Here is a 17744-nt window from a genome sequence, read left to right on the forward strand (position 1 = left end):
AATCGACAATGCACAGATTGCCTTCGGTCGCGCCGTGCAATTCCTTGCCCTCGGCATCGACCAGCATCGGCACGACGCCGGGCAGAGGTTGCGTCGCCGAGCCGGGCTTGAGCGGCGTCGCGCCCGGAACCGGCGTGATCAGGTGGCCGCCGGTCTCGGTCTGCCACCAGGTATCGACGATCGGGCAGCGCTCATTACCGACGACGCGGTGATACCACAGCCAGGCTTCGGGATTGATCGGCTCGCCGACCGTGCCGAGGACGCGCAACGAGGCGCGCGAGGTCGATGTCACCGGCGCCTCGCCTTCGCGCATCAGGGCGCGGATGGCGGTCGGGGCGGTGTAGAAGGTGGTGACCTTGTGCTTATCGACCACCTGCCAGAAACGCGAAGAGTCGGGATAGTTGGGCACGCCCTCAAAGATCAGCGAGGCGCCGCCGTTCGACAGCGGGCCATAGACGACATAGGAATGGCCGGTCACCCAGCCGACATCGGCGGTGCACCAATAGATGTCGCCGTCCTGATAATCGAAGCTTGTCTTCATCGTATAGGTGACCCAGGCAAGGTAGCCGCCCGTGGTGTGCAAAACGCCCTTGGGCTTACCCGTCGAACCCGAGGTGTAGAGGATGAACAAAGGGTCTTCGGCGTTCATCGGCTCCGGTTCGCACTGATCCGACATGCCTTCCAGCGCCTTGGGCACGGAAATATCGCGCCCGTCATGCGTCAGATAATGGGCGTTCGTATGCTCGACCACCAGCACATGGCGCACATCCGGGCATTGCAGCAGGGCCAGATCGACATTGGCTTTCAGCGGGATCGTCTTGCCGCCGCGCTTGCCCTCATTGGCGGTGATGACGATGTCGGAGCGGCAGTCGAGAATCCGTCCGGCGATACTGTCGGGCGAAAAGCCGCCGAACACCACCGAATGCACCGCGCCGATGCGCGTGCAGGCCAGCATGAAGTAGGCCGCCTCCGGGATCATCGGCAGGTAGAGCGTCACCCGGTCGCCCTTCTTGACGCCATAGTGTTTCAGGAGGTTGGCGCGCTTGTTCACCTCGCGGCTGAGCTGGTTGTAGGTGACTGTGTACGAAACGCCCGGATCGTCGCCCTCGAAGATGAAGGCCACCTGTTCGCCGCGCGTCGCCAGATGCCGGTCGATACAGTTGGCCGAGACATTGAGCTGGCCGTCATAGAACCAGCGGATGCGGAAATCGTCGCGGTTGAACGAGACGTCCTTGACCTTAGTGTAGGGTTTGATCCAGTCGAGCGCGTCGCCCAACGTGCGCCAGTGCGCCTCCGGGTCGCGCGCGAACAGATCGCGCTGCGCCTGCAAGCCTTCGGCGGTCAGCGTGCCGGGGCGCAAAAAGCCCTGCGGCACCGGGAAAACGGCGGATGCGGGGTGCGAAGCATGATCGTCCATAATGTCCTCCGGGGCGCATCTTGGGTGCGCTGCCAAAACTGTTGTCGGCACTCTATATAAACCCGCGCTCCAGAGTCGATATGACCAATGCGAAAAATGCCGCATGATTGCGCTGTCATGCGGCATTAAGGCGCGGTTTGCGACAGGATGCAGCGCAAAAGGCTGGCGAAGGCGGTCGCAAACCCCTAAACAGGTTACGACCGAAAGCACATCTACCGCCGGAGTTCTCCCATGCTGCTGCACCTGTCCACCTGGCCCGAAATCGACGAACGGCTGAAAAGCTCGCGCACCGTCATCGTGCCGATCGGCTCGAACGAGCAGCACGGCCCAATGGGGCTTTTGGGCACCGACTGGCTGTGCCCGGAAATCATCGCCAACGCGGCGGAAAAAGAGGGCGACCTTCTGATCGCGCCAACCTTCAATATCGGCATGGCGCAGCACCATCTCGGCTTTCCCGGCACGATCTCCTTACGCCCCTCGACCTTCATGTCGGCCATAGAGGACTGGGTGCAGTCGCTGAACCGGCATGGCTTCGACCGCATCTATTTCCTTAACGGCCACGGCGGCAATGTCTCGACCATCGAGGCGACCTTTTCGGAGATTTACGCCGCCTATTCCTATAGCGCGGAGCCGTGTCCCTTCATTCTTAAGCTGCGCAACTGGTGGGATCTGCCGGGCGTGTCGCGCCTGTGCGCCAGACTCTATCCGACCGGCCACGGCAGCCACGCCACCCCGTCAGAGATCGCCGTCACCTTCGCCGCCTACCCGGATTTCGTGAAAACCGCGCCGATGGAGCCGCAGATCGCCCCCAACGGCCCGATCCGCGACGCGCTCGACTATCGCCACCGCTTCCCCGATGGCCGCATCGGCTCGGATTCGTCCCTGGCCACGGTCGCCGACGGCGAACAGATCATCGCCTGTGCGGTCAAGGGCCTGCTCGACGACGTGGCCAAGTTCGAGGCGGAATAAAATCAGGCCTCCAACAGCGCCTTGACCTTGGCCACATCCTCCGGCGTCGCCGGATTATAGACGACCAGTTGCAGGTCCGGGCGGCCATCGACCGCAAAGGCGCAGTAGTCGAGCGCAAGCCAGCCCGCCACCGGATGGTTGATGCGCTTGGGATGGTCGCCAAACCCGCTCTGGACATTGTTTTCAGCCCACAGGTCGGCAAACTCCTCGCTCATCGCGCACAGCTCATCGACCAGACCCTGCACCTCGGCGACGGCCCCGGCGCGCACCACATCGGCGCGAAAGGTCGCGACCACGAAGCGGGCAATGCCGCGCCAGTCGGCCTGCCTGGCGCGCACATGCGACCCGCCGAACATCAGTCGCAGAATATTGCGCCGATCCGGCGGCAGATCGCCATAATCGGTCAGCACCTTCGTCGCCGCCCGGTTCCAGGCGATGATGTCCCACATCGGCGTCTTGATATAGGCGGCGCTGTAGGGCAGCGCGTCGAGTACGCCCTGAAGGCGCGGGCTGATGCTCTCGACGGCGCGGAAGCGGGTGTCCGGCGGCCGCCCCAACCCCAGCAGGAACAGATGCTCGCGCTCGGCTTCGGTCAGCATCAGGGCGCGCGCGATCCGGTCCAGCACGTCGGCGGAGGCCGCGCCGCCGCGACCCTGCTCCAGCCAGGTGTACCAGGTTGCGCTGACATGGGCGCGCTGCGCCACCTCCTCGCGCCGCAGCCCCGGCGTGCGCCGCCGCGTCAGCGGTATGCCGAACGCCGCCGGATCGAGCCGCGCCCGCCGGTCTTTCAGAAATGCGCCCAGTGCGTTGTCGTCAGCCATGCTGTTAGGATTTATACCTGTATAAGATCACGTCTTTTACCCGGATAATTTACGCATCATAGCCTCGTCTGTCCATCAGATAAGGAGACAGGCAGATGAGAGTTTTCGTAACCGGCGCGTCCGGCTGGGTCGGCTCGGTGGTGACGCAGGAACTGCTGCGCCACGGCCATGAGGTAATGGGACTGGCGCGCTCGGACGAGGCCGCCGCCCGCGTCGCGGCCATGGGCGCCGACGCGCTGCACGGCGATGTGCAGGACACGGACAGCCTGATTGCGGGCGCCGAGGTCTGCGACGGCGTGATCCACACCGCCTTCATCCATGATTTCACGAAATTTGCGGAAAACTGCGAGATCGACCGCCGCGCCGTCACCGCGATGGCGGGCGTGCTGGCCGATACGAACAAGCCGTTCGTCGTCACCTCCGGCACCGGCGTCGTCGCTTCGGCGGACAAGACGACAGAGGATGTGCGCGTCGCGGATGTGCGCAACCCCTTCCCGCGCATCGCCAGCGAACAGGCCGCCGAAGCCGCCGCCGCCCGCGGCGTCAATGTCTCCGTCGTGCGCCTGTCGCCCAGCGTCCACGGCGCGGGCGACCACGGTTTCGTCCCGATCCTGATCCAGATGGCGCGTGAAAAAGGCAAGGCCGCCTATGTCGGATCGGGCGACAATGTCTGGCCCGGCGTCCACCGGCTCGACGCGGCCCGCCTCTACCGGCTGGCCCTGGAGCGCAACGCCAAAGACGCGCGCTATCACGCCGCCGAAAACCGCGGAACGCGCTTCCGCGACATCGCCGAGACGATCGGGCGCAAGCTCGGCGTCCCCGCCGTCAGCCTGGCGCCGGACGAAGCCCATGAGCATTTCGGCTGGTTCGCGCATTTCGCGCAGATGAACAACCCGACATCCAGCGACTGGACGCGCGAAACCTTAGGCTGGACGCCCGCGCAACCCGACCTGCTCACCGATATGGACGCCGCCTATTTCGATTGACTGCCATGAACAAAAAAAGCGCGCCGGTCGCCCGGCGCGCTTTTGCGTGGATCGGATCGCAGGCGATTATTCGTCGTAATTGCTGGCGATCGACGCCCAGACCTGCTGCGGACGGGTCAGGGTCTTGATCTCGACCTTGCCGTTCTTGTTGAGCGTGGCCGCGCCTTGGACCGCGTAGGAATCGCGATTATCGGTGTAATTATAGGTGAAATCAGAGCGCAGGACGTCGCCCTTGACCTCGCAGTCTTCGACCTTGATCAGGCGTTTGTGCTGCTCTGGCGCCTTATCCTTGATTTCGGAGGTGACCGTATCGGCGACGGCGCGCCCCAGTTGCCGCTGCTGCGCTTCGGTGCAGCCTGCAAACACCTGACCGGCGGACAGGGACAGGGCGAGAGCGGCGGACAGGCCGAGAACAAAGGTCTTAAGAACGGTTTTCATGATGACACACTCACAAAGTTGAAGGTTGGGGAGGAAACCATCGCCGGTCGCAGCGGCGACAGAGACGAGGCTAACCCCAAAATGACAGCGCTGTCATCATACAATTTCGCACCGCAACATTTTGTGAACGCGTCGCAACAGCCGCGGCTATTTTTCCGGGTCGGCGGCGGTGAAGGGCGAACAGCACGGCGCGCCGATGGCGTGGAATTCCATGATTTCGGCGCGCGTGCCGTCCGGGTCGATCAGGTTGAGCTGCCATTTGGCGTCGCGCCCGATCTTGGGCAGGGCGTCGGGCGCCTGCCCCTGCAAACGCCCGCCGTTCCACAGCGTCGTATAGGTCGCCTCGATATTGGCGACGCCGAGCGAAAAGTGATTCAGCACCCCGGCGGTCTGCCGGCTCATGCCCGCGGGGATCGGCCCGCTGCCCGGCTGAACCATATATTCGATCCAGTCGCCGCCATTGGGAACCTGCTGCGAAATCCACTCGTCCTTATGATCGTCGAAGCCGCCATGCCAGTAGGGCCGGAAACCGAGCAGGGTCCGGTAAAAAGCGTCCTCCTTCGCCGGATCATGCACGATCAGGCCAACATGGATGATATGGCTCGACAAGGGGTTATCCGGCACGTCGGGCGATTGCGTCGGCCCCTGCACGAACTCGACCCGGTTGCCTTCGGGATCATGGACATCGAACCACTGCCCGCCATCCTTGCCGCGCCTCAGATCGCCCGGCGCGACGCCATGCGTCGCCAGCCAGGCGCGCAAGCCCGCTGCGTCGGGGGTGGCGAAGGCGATATGATCCAGCCGGTTAAGGCCCGCATCCGCAGGCAGGGGCAGGGATTCGATAAACTGGCTCGGCGACACATAATAGCGCACACCAAGCGGATTTTCGGGATCGGGACGCTTCACCGCGCCGAGATCATGGACGTAAAAGGCCTCGGTTTTGGCCGGATCGGCGCTGTAGACGGCGATATGCGACACGCCGGTAATCGCCGGACGCGGCGCATCCTGAGTCTGCGCCTGAGCCTGGGCCGCAAGACCCGCGCATATGACCGCAACAGTTTTCCAGTGACCGCGCATGACGTCTCCTCCCGCATTTTTATGTTTGCGGCGAGGCTAGCAGGGATGGGCGCCCGTGGCGAGGCGCTTCACACGCGCTCGGATTTCAGCGGTCGCGACAACAGGGCGTCGATGGCCTGATCGACATTCATCGCGCCCGACAGCACCGCATTGACCGCCTGACACAGCGGCAGATCGACGCCGTGCTTGCGGCCGAGATCGCAGACCGCCGGGGCCGACTGCACGCCCTCGGCGACCGACACCTTGCCCGCCAGCGCCTCCTCCAGCGTCTGCCCCTGCCCCAGAGCCAGCCCGACGCTCATATTGCGCGACTGCGGCGACGAACAGGTCAGGACCAGATCGCCCATGCCGCACAGCCCCGCCATGGTGACCAACTGCGCGCCCATCGCTATGGCCAATCTCGTCATCTCGGCGAAACCGCGCGTGATCAGGGCGGCGTGGGCGTTGCGGCCCAGCCCCTTGCCCTCGCTGATGCCGCAGGCGATGGCGATAACATTCTTGATCGCCCCGCCCGATTCGGCGCCGATCAGGTCGGTGGACTGGTAGGGCCGGAAGCTTGGCCCGGCCAGGGTCGCGGCGATCTTCGCGCCCAGAACCTCGTCCTTGCAGGCCAGGGTCACCGCCGACGGCAGCCCCATCGCCACCTCGCGCGCGAAGTTCGGCCCGGCCAGCACGGCCTGAGTCGCTTCGGGCAGCACGTCCGACAACACCTCGGTCATCAGCGCGTCCGTGCCGCGCTCGACCCCCTTGGCGCACAGCACGACCGGCGTGCCCGCCGCAAGATAGGGTTTGAAAGCCGACAGGGCGGCGCGCATATGCTGGGCGGGCGGCACGGCCAGGATCAGGTCGCACCCGGCCAGATCGGCCATATCATGGGTCGCAGTGATCGCCTCGGACAGGCTCACGCCGGGCAAGTAGAGACTGTTTTCATGAGCATCGCGGATCGAAGCGACCACCTCGGCCTCGCGCGCGTGCAGCAAGACCCGATTGCCGCCCATGGTCAGCACCTGCGCCAGCGCCGTCCCCCAGGCGCCCGCCCCGATCACGCCCACCCTGCCAAAAGTCTCCGCCATACCTGCTCCCTATGTCTTACCTTGGGCCTTGGCCTAAGCCTTCGCCCCCTTGCGTCCGGCGGTCTTATGCACCGGTTGCGCCAGGGCGCGCGCCTCGTCGAGCGGCCAGCGCGGACGGGCGCTGACGCCCATCGCCTGTGCGCGCAGCTCGGCCACGGCTTCGGGTTTGTTGCAGGCTTGTGCAAAATGTTCAAGGCCCGCCAGAGCGATCATGGCCGCATTGTCGGTGCAGTAGCGCATCGGCGGCGCGACAAAGCCAAAGCCATGCCGTTCCGCCGCGTCCTTCAAAACCTGCCGCACCGTGGCGTTGGCCGCGACGCCGCCCGCCACGACAAAGGCGGGCCGCCCGGCGTCCATTGTCGGCTTGAACAGGCCCATGGCGCGCTCGGAACGCTCGACCAGTTGCCGCGCAATCGCGGCCTGCACGCCCGCGCACAGATCGGCGCGGTCCTGCTGCGTCTTGACCTCGGCATGGGCGATCTGCGCCGCGGCCGTCTTCAGGCCCGAAAATGAAAAGTCGCAATCCTTATGCCCGACCCGCGCGCGCGGCAGTTTGAATCGGTCCGCATCGCCATCTCTCGCGCAGGCCTCCAGCGCCGGACCGCCCGGATAGCCCAGCCCCAGTACCTTGGCGGTCTTGTCGAAGGCCTCGCCCGCCGCATCGTCGATGGTGGTGCCCAGCCGCTCATAATCGCCGACGCCCCGAACGGCCAGCAACTGACAATGCCCGCCCGAGGCCAGCAGCAGCAGGAAGGGAAAGACCACATCCTCCGCCAGCCGCGCCGACAGCGCATGGCCCTCCAGATGGTTGACCCCGATCAAAGGCAGGTCGCGCGCCAGCGCAAAGCCTTTCGCAAACGACAGGCCGACCATCACCCCGCCGATCAGCCCCGGCCCCGCCGTCGCCGCCACCGCGTCCAGCTCCGGGTTCCCGGCCTCGGCTAAGGCGCGCGCCGCCAGATCGTCAATCGTCTCGACATGGCTGCGCGCCGCGATCTCCGGCACCACCCCGCCATAGTCGGCGTGCTGGGCGATCTGCGAATGGATCACGCTCGACAGCACATGCGTCCCCGCCGCATCGCGACGCACCACGGCGACGGCGGTTTCGTCGCAGCTCGATTCAACGCCGAGAACGGTTAAACAGGGGTGAGACATCATGTACGCTATGGCGGTCTTGTAAGCGGAAAAGGCTTCCCTTAAACGGTTGAAATGGCGGCGGCGTCAAGCCCTGCCCCCTATATAAGGCTGCACATGACCCCTCGCCTGAACATCGGAACGCGCGGCTCGAAACTGGCCCGGACGCAATGCGGCTGGGTGCAGAGACGCATTGTCGAAGCTTTAGGCGAAGACCCGGCGCAGGCCGAGGCTATCGCCCCGCTCGTCATCATCACCACCCTGGGCGACCGGATTCAGGACCGCCGCCTGATCGAGGCGGGCGGCAAGCAGTTGTTCACCAAAGAGATCGAGGACGCGCTGCTGCGCGGCGAGATCGACGTGGCCGTGCATTCGCTGAAGGACATGCCCGCCGACGAAATTCCGGGCCTGTCGATTTGCGCCATCCCCGAACGCGAAGACCCGCGCGACGCCTTCCTGTCGCCGAACTTCGCCTCGCTGGCCGAGCTGCCGCACGGCGCGCGCCTCGGCACCGCCTCGTTGCGGCGGCAGGCGCAGGCCCTGGCGCAGCGCCCCGATCTTGACGTCGTGATGACGCGTGGCAATGTCGATACGCGCCTGGCCAAGCTGCAGGCGGGCGATTGCGACGCGCTGCTGCTGGCGGCGGCGGGGCTGAACCGGCTCGGCCTGTCCGCCCATATCCGCGACTATATCGACCCCGACCTCTACGCCACCGCGCCGGGACAGGGCGCTTTGGCCATCCAGTGTCGAACCGAAGACCTAAACGCCGACTGGATGCAGAAACTCAATCACGAACCGACCCATTTGTGCGTTACGGCCGAACGCGGCGCGCTCGAAGCGCTGGAGGCGTCGTGCCGCACCGCCGTCGGCGCCCGCGCTACGCTTTCCGGCGACACGCTCAGCCTGTTCGTCGAGGCCCTGAGCGCCGACGGCAAGACGCGCTGGCAAAGGCGCACCACGCTCCATGCGCCCACGCGCGACACGGCCCACCAACTGGGCCGCGATCTCGGCGAGGCGATCAAGGCCGAGGCCGGACCCGACCTGATCCAGATTTCCGGCTGACCGGATGAAGGGCCGGGTCTGGATCACACGCACCGAACCGGGCGCTTCCAAAACCGCGCAGGCCGTCGCCGCACTCGGCTATGAGCCGGTGATCGCGCCGGTGCTGGCGGTGCGGCGGCTCAAACCCGTCTTCGATCCGCACGGTTTCGACGCGCTGATCTTCACCAGCCGCAACGCGCTCGACGCCTTCTGCGATCTGTGCCCGCGCCGCGACCTGCCCGTCTGGTGCGTCGGCGCCGTCACCGCCAGCGCCGCCCGCCAGCACGGCTTTGAGCGCGTCATCAGCGGCGATAGCGACGCCCGCACCCTGAGCGAATTGATCGTCCGCGACGCCGCTTCCGGCCTGCGCCTGTTCCACCCGACGGCGCAGGCGCCGGCCTTCGCCATGGCCGACGCCTTACGCGCCAAAGGCGTCACGGTCAGCGAGGCCGCCGTCTATGAGACGGTTCCGCTCACGCCCGCCCTGCCGCGCCCGCAAACCCTGACCCACGCCCTGATCCATTCGCCGCGCGCCGCCGCGCCCGTGGTGCAGACGCTGGTTCAAAACGCCGACGCGCCCGCCCTGATCTTCATCGCCATCTCGCCCGCCGCCGCTCAGGCGCTGGAAAAGACGCTCGCCGCCGCGCCCCAGACGCGAAAACTCGCGCGCGCGATACGCATTTCCGCGTTTCCAGACGAGGCTTCCATGCTACAAAGGCTCGACGAAGCCTGATGAAGAGACCGATCCGCGATGAGCGACACGCTGGAAACCTCGATTCCGCCTATGGATGACATCGCCGAGCGCGAGGCCCGCGCCGACGCCGCCAAGATGACGCGCTATTTCATGATGTTCGCGGCGCCGCTGCTGATCATGTTCGTGATCCTGATCGGCGCCTTCGCCTGGAAGCTGTCGCATCCGAAGATCACGCCGCAAGCCGTCGCCTCCGCCGACAAAAACGCCGACAAAAACGCCGAAATCGCGCAACTGAAAATGCAGATCAACAGCCTGCAAAACCAGAGCGCCGCGCCCGCCCAGGGTCAGCCTCAGGCTCAGGCTCAATCCTCGTCAGCACCGGCAACCGCGCCGGTACAGCCCGCGCCTTCGGCCCCGTCCTACTACGGCGAATCCGGCTCGCTGGCCGCCCTGAGCGCGCGCATGGACCGGCTTGAGGCCAGCCAGAAGGCGATGGCGCGCGCCGCCGCCGCCGCCTACGCCGCGCGCACCTTGCAACTGGCCTCGCACGACGGCGACCCCTTTCTGTCGGAGCTGGCCGTGGCCGAGCCGACCATCGACGACCCCAGCCTGACCGCCGCCTTGCGTCCGTTCGCGGAAAAGGGCGTGCCCAGCGAGGTCACCCTGGCCGTGCGCTTCCCGGCCTACGCCGCCAGGGCCAACACCGCCGCCCAGACCCATAACGGCAAGACCGGCTTTTTCGACCGCATCGCGCAAGGGTTAGCCGGACTGATCTCGGTGCGCCGCACCGACAATCTCGACGGCGAGGGCGCGCAGGCGATTTTAGCACGCGCCGAAAACCGGCTGAATCAGGGCGACCTGCACGGCGCGGTCGGCTATCTGACCGCCCTATCCCCCGCCGCGCACGACGCGATGAAGCCGTGGCTCGATCAGGCGCAGGCGCGCCTGCTGGTCGATGACACGACACGCCGCATCAGCGAGCGCGCCATGAGCCGTCTCGGCCAGTCCGCCGCAACCGATCCGACCGCCGCGCCGCAAGGAGGCCTGCTGTGATCCGCTCCCTGCTCATTCTGCTGGGCATCCTGCTCCTGCTGGCTCTGGCCGTGGCCAGCACGCAGGATGCGGGCCAGGCCAGCCTGATCTGGATGCACTACCGCGTGGACGCCTCGGCGGCGGCGGCGCTGGTTCTGATCGGCCTGACCGCCCTGGCCGCCGTCGCCTTCTGGAACATCGCCCTGTGGCTGGCCCGCTCGCCGCAGCGCGCCGAGCGCAAACGGCTCGACGCGCGCCGCCGTCAGGGCGAAGAAGCCCTGACCAAGGGCTTCATGGCGCTGGCCGCGGGCGACGGCAAGGAGGCCCGCCGTCTGGCCATCAAGGCGGTCGATGTCAGCGACAATACTGCGCTGGTGCGCATCCTCAGCGCCCTGGCCGCGCGCGAATCGGGCGACGCCGCCGCGACGCGCGCCGCCTGCGTCGCCATGCTCGGCGCGCCCGACCTCAAGCTGGCGGGCCTGAAAGGCCTGATGGAGCTGGCGCAACGCGAAGGCGACCGCGACGAGGCGGTGCGGCTGGCGGGCGAGGCCTACGCCATGCCGCGCCCCAGCATGTGGGCGTTCAAGGCCCTGTTCGACGCCCGCCTCGAAGCGGGCGAATGGCGCGAAGCCCTGGCCCTGCTGGACGGCGCCCTGAACCGCAAGCTGATCTCGCCCCTGTTCTGCGAACGCGCCAAGGCGTCGCTGATGGCCGCCTCCGCCGCCCATATGGAGCAGGCGGGCGAAGACGTCGATCAGGCGCTCGACTACGCCGTGCGCGCCGCGAAACTTCAGCCGCAGTTCACGCCCGGCCCGGTGATCGCCGCCCGCCTGCTGGCCCGCGCGCACAAGCTGGGCCGCGCCGAGGACACGCTGGAGGCCGCCTGGGGCGCGCAACCGCACCCGGCTCTGTGGCTCGCCTATCGCGACCTGGTGTCGGACGAGACCCCGCGCGAACGCGCCCGCCGCCTGCAAGGCCTGATCGACCGCAACCCTGACCACCGCGAAAGCCGCCTCCTGATGCTGGAAAAGGCGCTGCTGACCGGCGTGAAGCCCGATATCGCCGCCGCGATGGACGCGCTGGCCGAGGACGCGGCTGAGGATCGCCTGACGCGCCGCCTCGGTGGGCTGATGGCGCGCGGCGCGCAGGCGCTGGGCGATACGGACGCCGCGCGCGCCTGGCTGGCCAATGCCAGCGTGGCGAAATCCGAGCCGGACTGGTCGGACATCGACGCCGAAGGCCGCGCCTTCCCCTATGGCGCCGCCGACTGGAGCCGCCTGATCCTGACCTTCGCCGAGGACGCGACCTTGGCCCACCCGCGCTATGAACGCGGCGAAAAGGGCCTGCCGGAAATGCCGGACATCGCCGCGCGCTATGCGCCGTCCATGCCGTTTATCCGCGCGGCGCAACGCGGCGCCGCCAACCGCGCCGCCGCCCTGCCCCTGCCCGACGATCCCGGCGCCTATGACGCCGCCCTCTCCGGTCAGGATCTCGACCAGGAAGCCTCAGCCCAGCCCGCGCGCGCGCCGCGCCGCAAGGCCGCGCCCAAAACCCGAAAATAACGCTGTCACTCGCGCATTTCAGCCCTTGGCAAGCCCGCGCGACATGTGTAAAGAAACGCCCCTGTCCGCAGGGCCCCGCCCCGGACCTTCCGGGCCGCTTTAGCTCAGCCGGTAGAGCATCGCATTCGTAATGCGAGGGTCAGGTGTTCGAGTCACCTAAGCGGCACCATTTCTTTTTCAAAATATTTTTCTTAATAAAATCAACTATTTGAAAAAGTGGAAAATGTTACACAGTTTTGCACGATAATAGGACACAGAATTAGGACACAGTTTCCTATGGATAAATCAGTCGTTACCCGTCGCTGATGCCATTGCGCCCCAGCCTTGGCTCGCCTTCCTTCTGGTCGCCGTTGAGGTAGAAGCGCTTCTTGTCAGTCATGAATTGCTCTCCGCTGGAGGGGCTATAACATGGGTATGCGGCGTCGAACTTCAACTGCGCCCACGCCCTATGGACGCGAAAAAGGCCACAAGCACCAAACTTGTGGCCTCAAAAAAGTAAGCCGAACCAGAGGCTTAACCGTGGAACTTAATGGGAGTGGTGGGAAGACTTGCACTTCCAACTTCCGCCCTCTATTATGGGGTTGTCACACCTACCATATAGAACCGACCTCAGCGGTCAGCGATAGCGAACGTTTTATCTGGTTAAAACTACACCACTTCAAAAATTCCGAGGCTAGAACAATGTCTTTTCCTCGGTCGCTTGGCTCGCCTTCTCAGGTGAGCCATTCTTGTTTGTGGGGTAGTACAGACCGTCAGTCCGCGCAATTTCCCCACGTTCCGACAGCCTAGCCAACGCATTATAGACGTTGTTCTTGGAACTATCGGCCAATTCCTGCTTCTCGGTCAAAGCCGCAATCACATCCTTCGGCGCTAAACCCTTGGGACTGTCATTCACGACCGCCAAAACCGCCGCGACAACAGACGGCTTCCGATTGGCGTCTTCGGCCTTCAAATCCTCTTCATCCCCCACCAGAACCTTCACTAAGAATTCGTCATAGTGAGCCTGGGTGAAGAGGTGATTCTTGTACTTCACGTACCCTTCGTGCGTCAGCCGCGCTATGGCCGTGTAGAACGCTTTGGAATTTGCCCGCATCTTGTCGCCCAACGGGCCATTCAACACGGCTTCCTTGATATCGTCGTAATGGACACCACGTTCAGCAGGATCGACCACTTTCTTGATTTCCGATGCGAAGGTCACCAGCTTGCCACCGACCTTCACGAAACGCGGCAACTTCTTAGGCTTCCGCGCCTTGGCTTCCTTGGGCTTCTTGACTTCGGCATCCTCTGTCTTAACCACAGGGATATGTTCACCAATCAGCTTGGAAACCGAAACACCAAGCTCCTTGATCTCCGTGAGCTTCTTATCGATATCGTTAATCTGCTGGTCCGCGTAATCCCGCTGCGCCACCAATTGGGCGCGCTTCTCCATCACCCGAGCAATCCAGTCGGCATCAATGAAGAAAGATGGTTTCGCGTCGTCGGACATACAGATAGCAAACTCCTTGACTTTGATTCATACGCCCCGTTTTTTTAAAGTGCAAGCGTTGAGGTATGAAAAAAGTTCAGCGTCACATTTGACACCCTCGTCACACCTAACTACAAGTTGATATTTTATCTCGTTAATCAGTTGAATTATAAAGAAAATATATCGGTTTTTCGCTAATTTTTTGTTAACGAAACTTATCACCAAAACCCACAGCTATCGTACAAGATAGGGTTAATAGACGCTTAATGAGGAAGGTTAACAAACGACCCACCGAGTCGGAATCAAAGGAAATTCGGTGAGAACGAACCGAGAAAATAACCACTCATTAACCATCAACACCCTGACTCCCCACCGTGAAACCCTGTCACGATAACCGTTTGTGACACCGTAGGGTTAATCGTGGCGTTGAGGACGAATTCACCATCGAGTTGAAAGAGGTGACACAGCAGGAAATCAACGCGGCCCTAATCCCCGTTTGATTTTCTCGTCTTTTTTTGATAGCGCTATCATTTGCCGGACAAATTAATGAATCCGCATCATGCGGATCGCACGACAGGGAAACATCTTATGACCATCACGCCTTTGACGCGGCGGAGCTTCGCCGCATCGGTTTTGGCGGCTTTCGCCGCTGCGCCTGTGCTGACCTCTGAAGCCTTTGCGCTCGACGATACGATGACGCCGATCCCGACGCCGGCGCAGCCCGGCGCCATCACGCTCGACACCGGGCCCCTGCCTGGCGCGACCGCGCCGGAGGCGTGGCACAAACAGTATGGCAGCGTGTTCGCCCGCAATGTTTCGGTCGCCACTCTGACCCCCTTCCTGCCGGACGCGGAAAAGGCCACCGGCGCGGCCGCCATCGTGGCGCCGGGCGGCGGCTTCATGACCCTGTCGATGCAGAATGAGGGCTGGGACGTGGCGCGCGCCCTGGCGGCGAAGGGCGTCGCGGCCTTTGTGCTGAAATACCGCCTGCATCCGACCCCCGCCGACATGCCGGGCTTCGAGGCGGCGATGCGCGCCATGTTCTCAGGCGTCGCCAAGGGGCCGCCGCCGCAGCAGCAAGACCCCGCCGCCGCCCTGGCGCCGCAGATCGCCGACGCCCGCGCCGCCTTCGCTCTGGTGCGTTCACGCGCCGCCGAATGGCATGTCGATCCCGACCGCATCGGCATGGTGGGCTTTTCCGCCGGCGCCATGCTGACCCTGGCGACCGAGCTTTACGGTCAGGACGCCAAACCGGCCTTCCTGGGCGAAATCTACGGTCCGCTGGCGCCGGTGAAGGTTCCGGCGGACGCCCCGCCCCTGTTCGTCGCTCTGGCCGCCGACGATCCCTTCTTCGGTAATGGCGGCTATGGCATTATCGATAGCTGGCGCGCCGCCAAGCGTCCGGTCGAATTCCACCTGTTCGAGCAGGGCGGCCACGGCTTTGGCATGTATCCGAAGCCGACGACCAGCACCGGCTGGTTCGACGAATTCGTGCGCTGGCTGGACATGCACGGCTTTCTCAAGCCAAAGGTTTGATTGAGACTTAGCGCGTCGATCTGATGGACTCAGATCGGCGCTCTAAATCTTTGTTGTGTCGCTCTTCCTGATCCAAAAAGTGGAACCACTTTTTGGGGAAACGCTTTAGCTGGTCCACTTCAAGGTGGCGGGCTTGACCGGATTAACGAAGGCCCGCTTTTCGGCGCGCGAGGCCAGCCACTCTTTTTTCAGCGCCTGATACCATTTGGCCTGGGTGTCGGCGTCGTCGATCCACAGAAGCGAGGGGTCGTATTTCAGCCCCTCATTCTGCAAATTGACCATATCGCCGTCCTGCTTGAGGAAGGCTTTGGCGCCGAAGCGGAAGATCGGGGCGATGAAGCGGAACATGCCGTGATCGGACCAGAAGATCTGCGTAATGCGCGTCTTCGTCTCGTCGATCGGCGTCAGGCAGGTCAGGCCCAGCACCTGTTTGTCGCCGATCTCGATATGCTCATAACGGATGCCGGGCAGGCGGAAGGTGATCTCGGTCGCGGGCGCGCCGCCTAAAATCTTATAGGCGCGGCTGTTCGACGACGGGCGATGGCGGACCATGGCGAACCCGAACTCGCGCGGCTCGAACGCCTTGGACTTTTCAAGCTGCCTCTTGGACGAACGCCACCACCATTGCTGATGCACATACGGCCCGTGCGCCGGGTCCATCAGCCCGACGACCGCATGGTCGATATGGCTGTCGAAATCCATGCGCTCGACGATCAGGGGCTTGCCGCCGACCACGCCGGGCAGAATGGGCGGCTCATGGTCGGGTTCCGCCGGGCGGCGCGCATCGGCGGCGATCCAGATCCAGACAATGCCCTGCTGTTCGCGCACCTCATAACGGCGCACCTTGATGCGCTCGACATCTATGCTCTGATCCGAGGTCAGGGACGGCACGGACGCACAGGTTCCCGACGTATCAAAGGTCCAGCCATGATAAGGGCATTGCACGACGCAGCCGCCGCCCCTTCCGTCACGGACCATCTCCCCTGCCGACAGAGGCGCGGCGCGGTGCGGGCAGATGTCGCGGATCGCATAGGCCTTGCCGTCCAGATCGCGCGCCAGCAGCACCGGCTCGCCAAGGATGACATAGCGTTGCAGCTTACCCGCAAGCAGATCGCCGCTGAGGGCGGCGAACCACCAGGCGTCCTTCAACAGCCCCTGACCGAAGGCGACGCGGGGAACGGGCGATGCGGATTGATCGGGCATAGGGTCTCTGTGCGCAGAAAGAAGAAAGCCAATATAAGGGCCTTAGCGCAAAACGCCAATGCCCGGAATGGCCCACGCTGCGACAGGATGAAGCAGGAGAGCGAGGTAAGCCAAATCTCATGCCTCCCCAGTTTACTGGGGAGGGGGCCATTGGCGCAGCCAATGGTGGTGGGGTTTCTTACTTCAAACTTCTGGCTTCAAACCTTTGGCAAATTCTGTCAGCGCATCGAGAAACGCGCGGTTCTCGTGATCCTTGCCGACCGTGACGCGCAGAGCCTGCGGCAGGCCGTAATTGGCGACATGCCGCACGATCAGGCCCTTCGACATCAGGAACTCATTGGCGCGCGCCGCCTCATCGCCGTCGCGGAAATGGATCAGCACGAAATTACCGGCCGAATTGCGCACATCGAGGCCCATGGCGCGGATTTCCTGCACCAGACGCGGCCGCCAGGTCAGAACATGTTGGCGCGACGCCTCGATATGGGCGGCGTCCTGCAAGGCGGCGATGGCGGCGGCCTGAGCGGGCAGGTTGACATTGAACGGCAGGCGAATGCGCTCCAGCGCCGCGACCACCGGCGTCGGGCAATAGCCGAAACCGACGCGCAAACCCGCCAGACCGTGAATCTTCGAGAAGGTGCGCGTGACGATGATGTTGTCGGCGTCCTTCGCCATATCGAAGGCGCTGGCCCAGCTCGGCTCATCGACAAATTCGGCATAGGCCTCGTCAATCACCAACAGAATGTGCGGCGCCAGACGCGCGCGCAGTTCGGCGATCTCCTCCGGCGTGTTCCAGGTGCCGGTCGGATTGGCCGGATTGGAGATATAGACGATCTTGGTGCGGTCATCGACGAGGTCCAGCAGGGCGTCGATCTCGACGCGCTGATCCGGCTCCGGCGCCAGCTTCACCTCGGCCTGACAGGCCAAAGCCGAGATGCGGTAGGCCAGAAAACCATGCTCGCCGGTGACGATATTGTCGCCAGCCTCCAGCCAGGCCTGATTGAGGAACGCGAACACCTCGTCCGAGCCATTGCCGAACACCAGCCGCTCGGCCTCAAGTCCGTGATAGGCGGCGACGACCTCGCGCAGGGCGTTGGCGTGACCGTCGGGATAGCGGAACAGTTTGGCCTTCGCCGCCTCGAACGCTTCGATGGCTTTTGCCGAGCAGCCGAGCGCGTTTTCGTTGGACGACAGCTTGATCGGCTCGGCGACGCCCTCGATCTTCGACTTGCCGCCGACATAGGCGGCGATATCGAGAATGCCCGCTTTCGGGGCCGGGGCGGTCGTGTCCATCAGGTC

Annotated in this window: 16 protein-coding genes and 1 tRNA gene; 8 read left to right on the forward strand and 9 right to left on the reverse strand. The window is 64.2% G+C overall.

What is annotated here, in order from left to right; genetic code table 11:
- A partial coding sequence (locus ACTHLA_RS10655; protein ID WP_440188578.1) for an acetate--CoA ligase occupies positions 1 to 1417 on the reverse strand: 1417 nt, incomplete at its 3' end.
- 231 nt (positions 1418 to 1648) lie between these two features.
- On the opposite strand from ACTHLA_RS10655, the gene ACTHLA_RS10660 reads away from it, so the two are divergent.
- Positions 1649 to 2386: a creatininase family protein gene (locus ACTHLA_RS10660; RefSeq protein WP_440188580.1), complete on the forward strand. Its 738-nt coding sequence runs from the start codon at positions 1649 to 1651 to the stop codon at positions 2384 to 2386.
- Between the two features lie 2 nt (positions 2387 to 2388).
- On the opposite strand, the gene ACTHLA_RS10665 is transcribed toward ACTHLA_RS10660, so the two are convergent.
- Entirely contained in the window at positions 2389 to 3207 is an 819-nt protein-coding gene (locus ACTHLA_RS10665; protein ID WP_440188583.1) for a helix-turn-helix transcriptional regulator, read from the reverse strand.
- Between the two features lie 95 nt (positions 3208 to 3302).
- Here ACTHLA_RS10665 and ACTHLA_RS10670 point away from each other — a divergent pair, with 95 nt between their 5' ends.
- On the forward strand, positions 3303 to 4193 hold the full coding sequence (locus ACTHLA_RS10670; protein ID WP_440188586.1) for an SDR family oxidoreductase: 891 nt from the start codon (positions 3303 to 3305) through the stop codon (positions 4191 to 4193).
- 66 nt (positions 4194 to 4259) lie between these two features.
- Here the strand turns inward: ACTHLA_RS10670 and ACTHLA_RS10675 are convergent, their stop codons facing one another.
- From ACTHLA_RS10675 to tsaD, 4 genes are all read right to left on the reverse strand, one after another.
- Entirely contained in the window at positions 4260 to 4631 is a 372-nt protein-coding gene (locus tag ACTHLA_RS10675; RefSeq protein ID WP_440188589.1) for a hypothetical protein, read from the reverse strand.
- 147 nt (positions 4632 to 4778) lie between these two features.
- The gene (locus ACTHLA_RS10680; RefSeq protein WP_440188591.1) at positions 4779 to 5708 is read right to left on the reverse strand and encodes a VOC family protein; all 930 of its coding nucleotides are present in this window, start codon (positions 5706 to 5708) and stop codon (positions 4779 to 4781) included.
- Between the two features lie 68 nt (positions 5709 to 5776).
- Positions 5777 to 6781 (reverse strand): NAD(P)H-dependent glycerol-3-phosphate dehydrogenase, encoded by a 1005-nt coding sequence (locus ACTHLA_RS10685; RefSeq protein ID WP_440188594.1) that lies wholly within the window; start codon positions 6779 to 6781, stop codon positions 5777 to 5779.
- 33 nt (positions 6782 to 6814) lie between these two features.
- On the reverse strand, positions 6815 to 7939 hold the full coding sequence (gene tsaD, locus ACTHLA_RS10690) for a tRNA (adenosine(37)-N6)-threonylcarbamoyltransferase complex transferase subunit TsaD (RefSeq protein ID WP_440188597.1): 1125 nt from the start codon (positions 7937 to 7939) through the stop codon (positions 6815 to 6817).
- A gap of 87 nt (positions 7940 to 8026) precedes the next feature.
- On the opposite strand from tsaD, the gene hemC reads away from it, so the two are divergent.
- The 5 genes from hemC to ACTHLA_RS10715 all read left to right on the forward strand — a co-directional run bounded on the left by hemC (position 8027) and on the right by ACTHLA_RS10715 (position 12413).
- Entirely contained in the window at positions 8027 to 8977 is a 951-nt protein-coding gene (hemC, locus tag ACTHLA_RS10695) for a hydroxymethylbilane synthase (protein WP_440188748.1), read from the forward strand.
- A gap of 4 nt (positions 8978 to 8981) precedes the next feature.
- Positions 8982 to 9689, forward strand: coding sequence for a uroporphyrinogen-III synthase (locus tag ACTHLA_RS10700; RefSeq protein WP_440188600.1), 708 nt, complete (start codon positions 8982 to 8984; stop codon positions 9687 to 9689).
- An 18-nt stretch (positions 9690 to 9707) separates the two neighbouring features.
- Positions 9708 to 10703, forward strand: coding sequence for a COG4223 family protein (locus tag ACTHLA_RS10705; protein ID WP_440188603.1), 996 nt, complete (start codon positions 9708 to 9710; stop codon positions 10701 to 10703).
- On the forward strand, positions 10700 to 12244 hold the full coding sequence (locus ACTHLA_RS10710) for a heme biosynthesis protein HemY (protein ID WP_440188605.1): 1545 nt from the start codon (positions 10700 to 10702) through the stop codon (positions 12242 to 12244). Before ACTHLA_RS10705 ends, ACTHLA_RS10710 begins: the two co-directional genes overlap by 4 nt.
- Before the next feature lie 93 nt (positions 12245 to 12337).
- Positions 12338 to 12413: transfer RNA gene (locus tag ACTHLA_RS10715), tRNA-Thr, on the forward strand.
- Between the two features lie 504 nt (positions 12414 to 12917).
- Here the strand turns inward: ACTHLA_RS10715 and ACTHLA_RS10720 are convergent.
- Positions 12918 to 13730: a hypothetical protein gene (locus tag ACTHLA_RS10720; RefSeq protein WP_440188608.1), complete on the reverse strand. Its 813-nt coding sequence runs from the start codon at positions 13728 to 13730 to the stop codon at positions 12918 to 12920.
- Between the two features lie 567 nt (positions 13731 to 14297).
- Here ACTHLA_RS10720 and ACTHLA_RS10725 point away from each other — a divergent pair.
- Entirely contained in the window at positions 14298 to 15245 is a 948-nt protein-coding gene (locus ACTHLA_RS10725) for an alpha/beta hydrolase (protein ID WP_440188611.1), read from the forward strand.
- 105 nt (positions 15246 to 15350) lie between these two features.
- Here the strand turns inward: ACTHLA_RS10725 and ACTHLA_RS10730 are convergent, their stop codons facing one another.
- Positions 15351 to 16448 (reverse strand): Rieske 2Fe-2S domain-containing protein, encoded by a 1098-nt coding sequence (locus ACTHLA_RS10730; protein WP_440188614.1) that lies wholly within the window; start codon positions 16446 to 16448, stop codon positions 15351 to 15353.
- Between the two features lie 183 nt (positions 16449 to 16631).
- Entirely contained in the window at positions 16632 to 17738 is a 1107-nt protein-coding gene (gene hisC / locus ACTHLA_RS10735; RefSeq protein ID WP_440188617.1) for a histidinol-phosphate transaminase, read from the reverse strand.
- Between the last annotated feature and the right edge of the window lie 6 nt (positions 17739 to 17744).

The sequence above is a fragment of the Asticcacaulis sp. genome, from assembly GCF_051956075.1.
Lineage (GTDB): Bacteria > Pseudomonadota > Alphaproteobacteria > Caulobacterales > Caulobacteraceae > Asticcacaulis.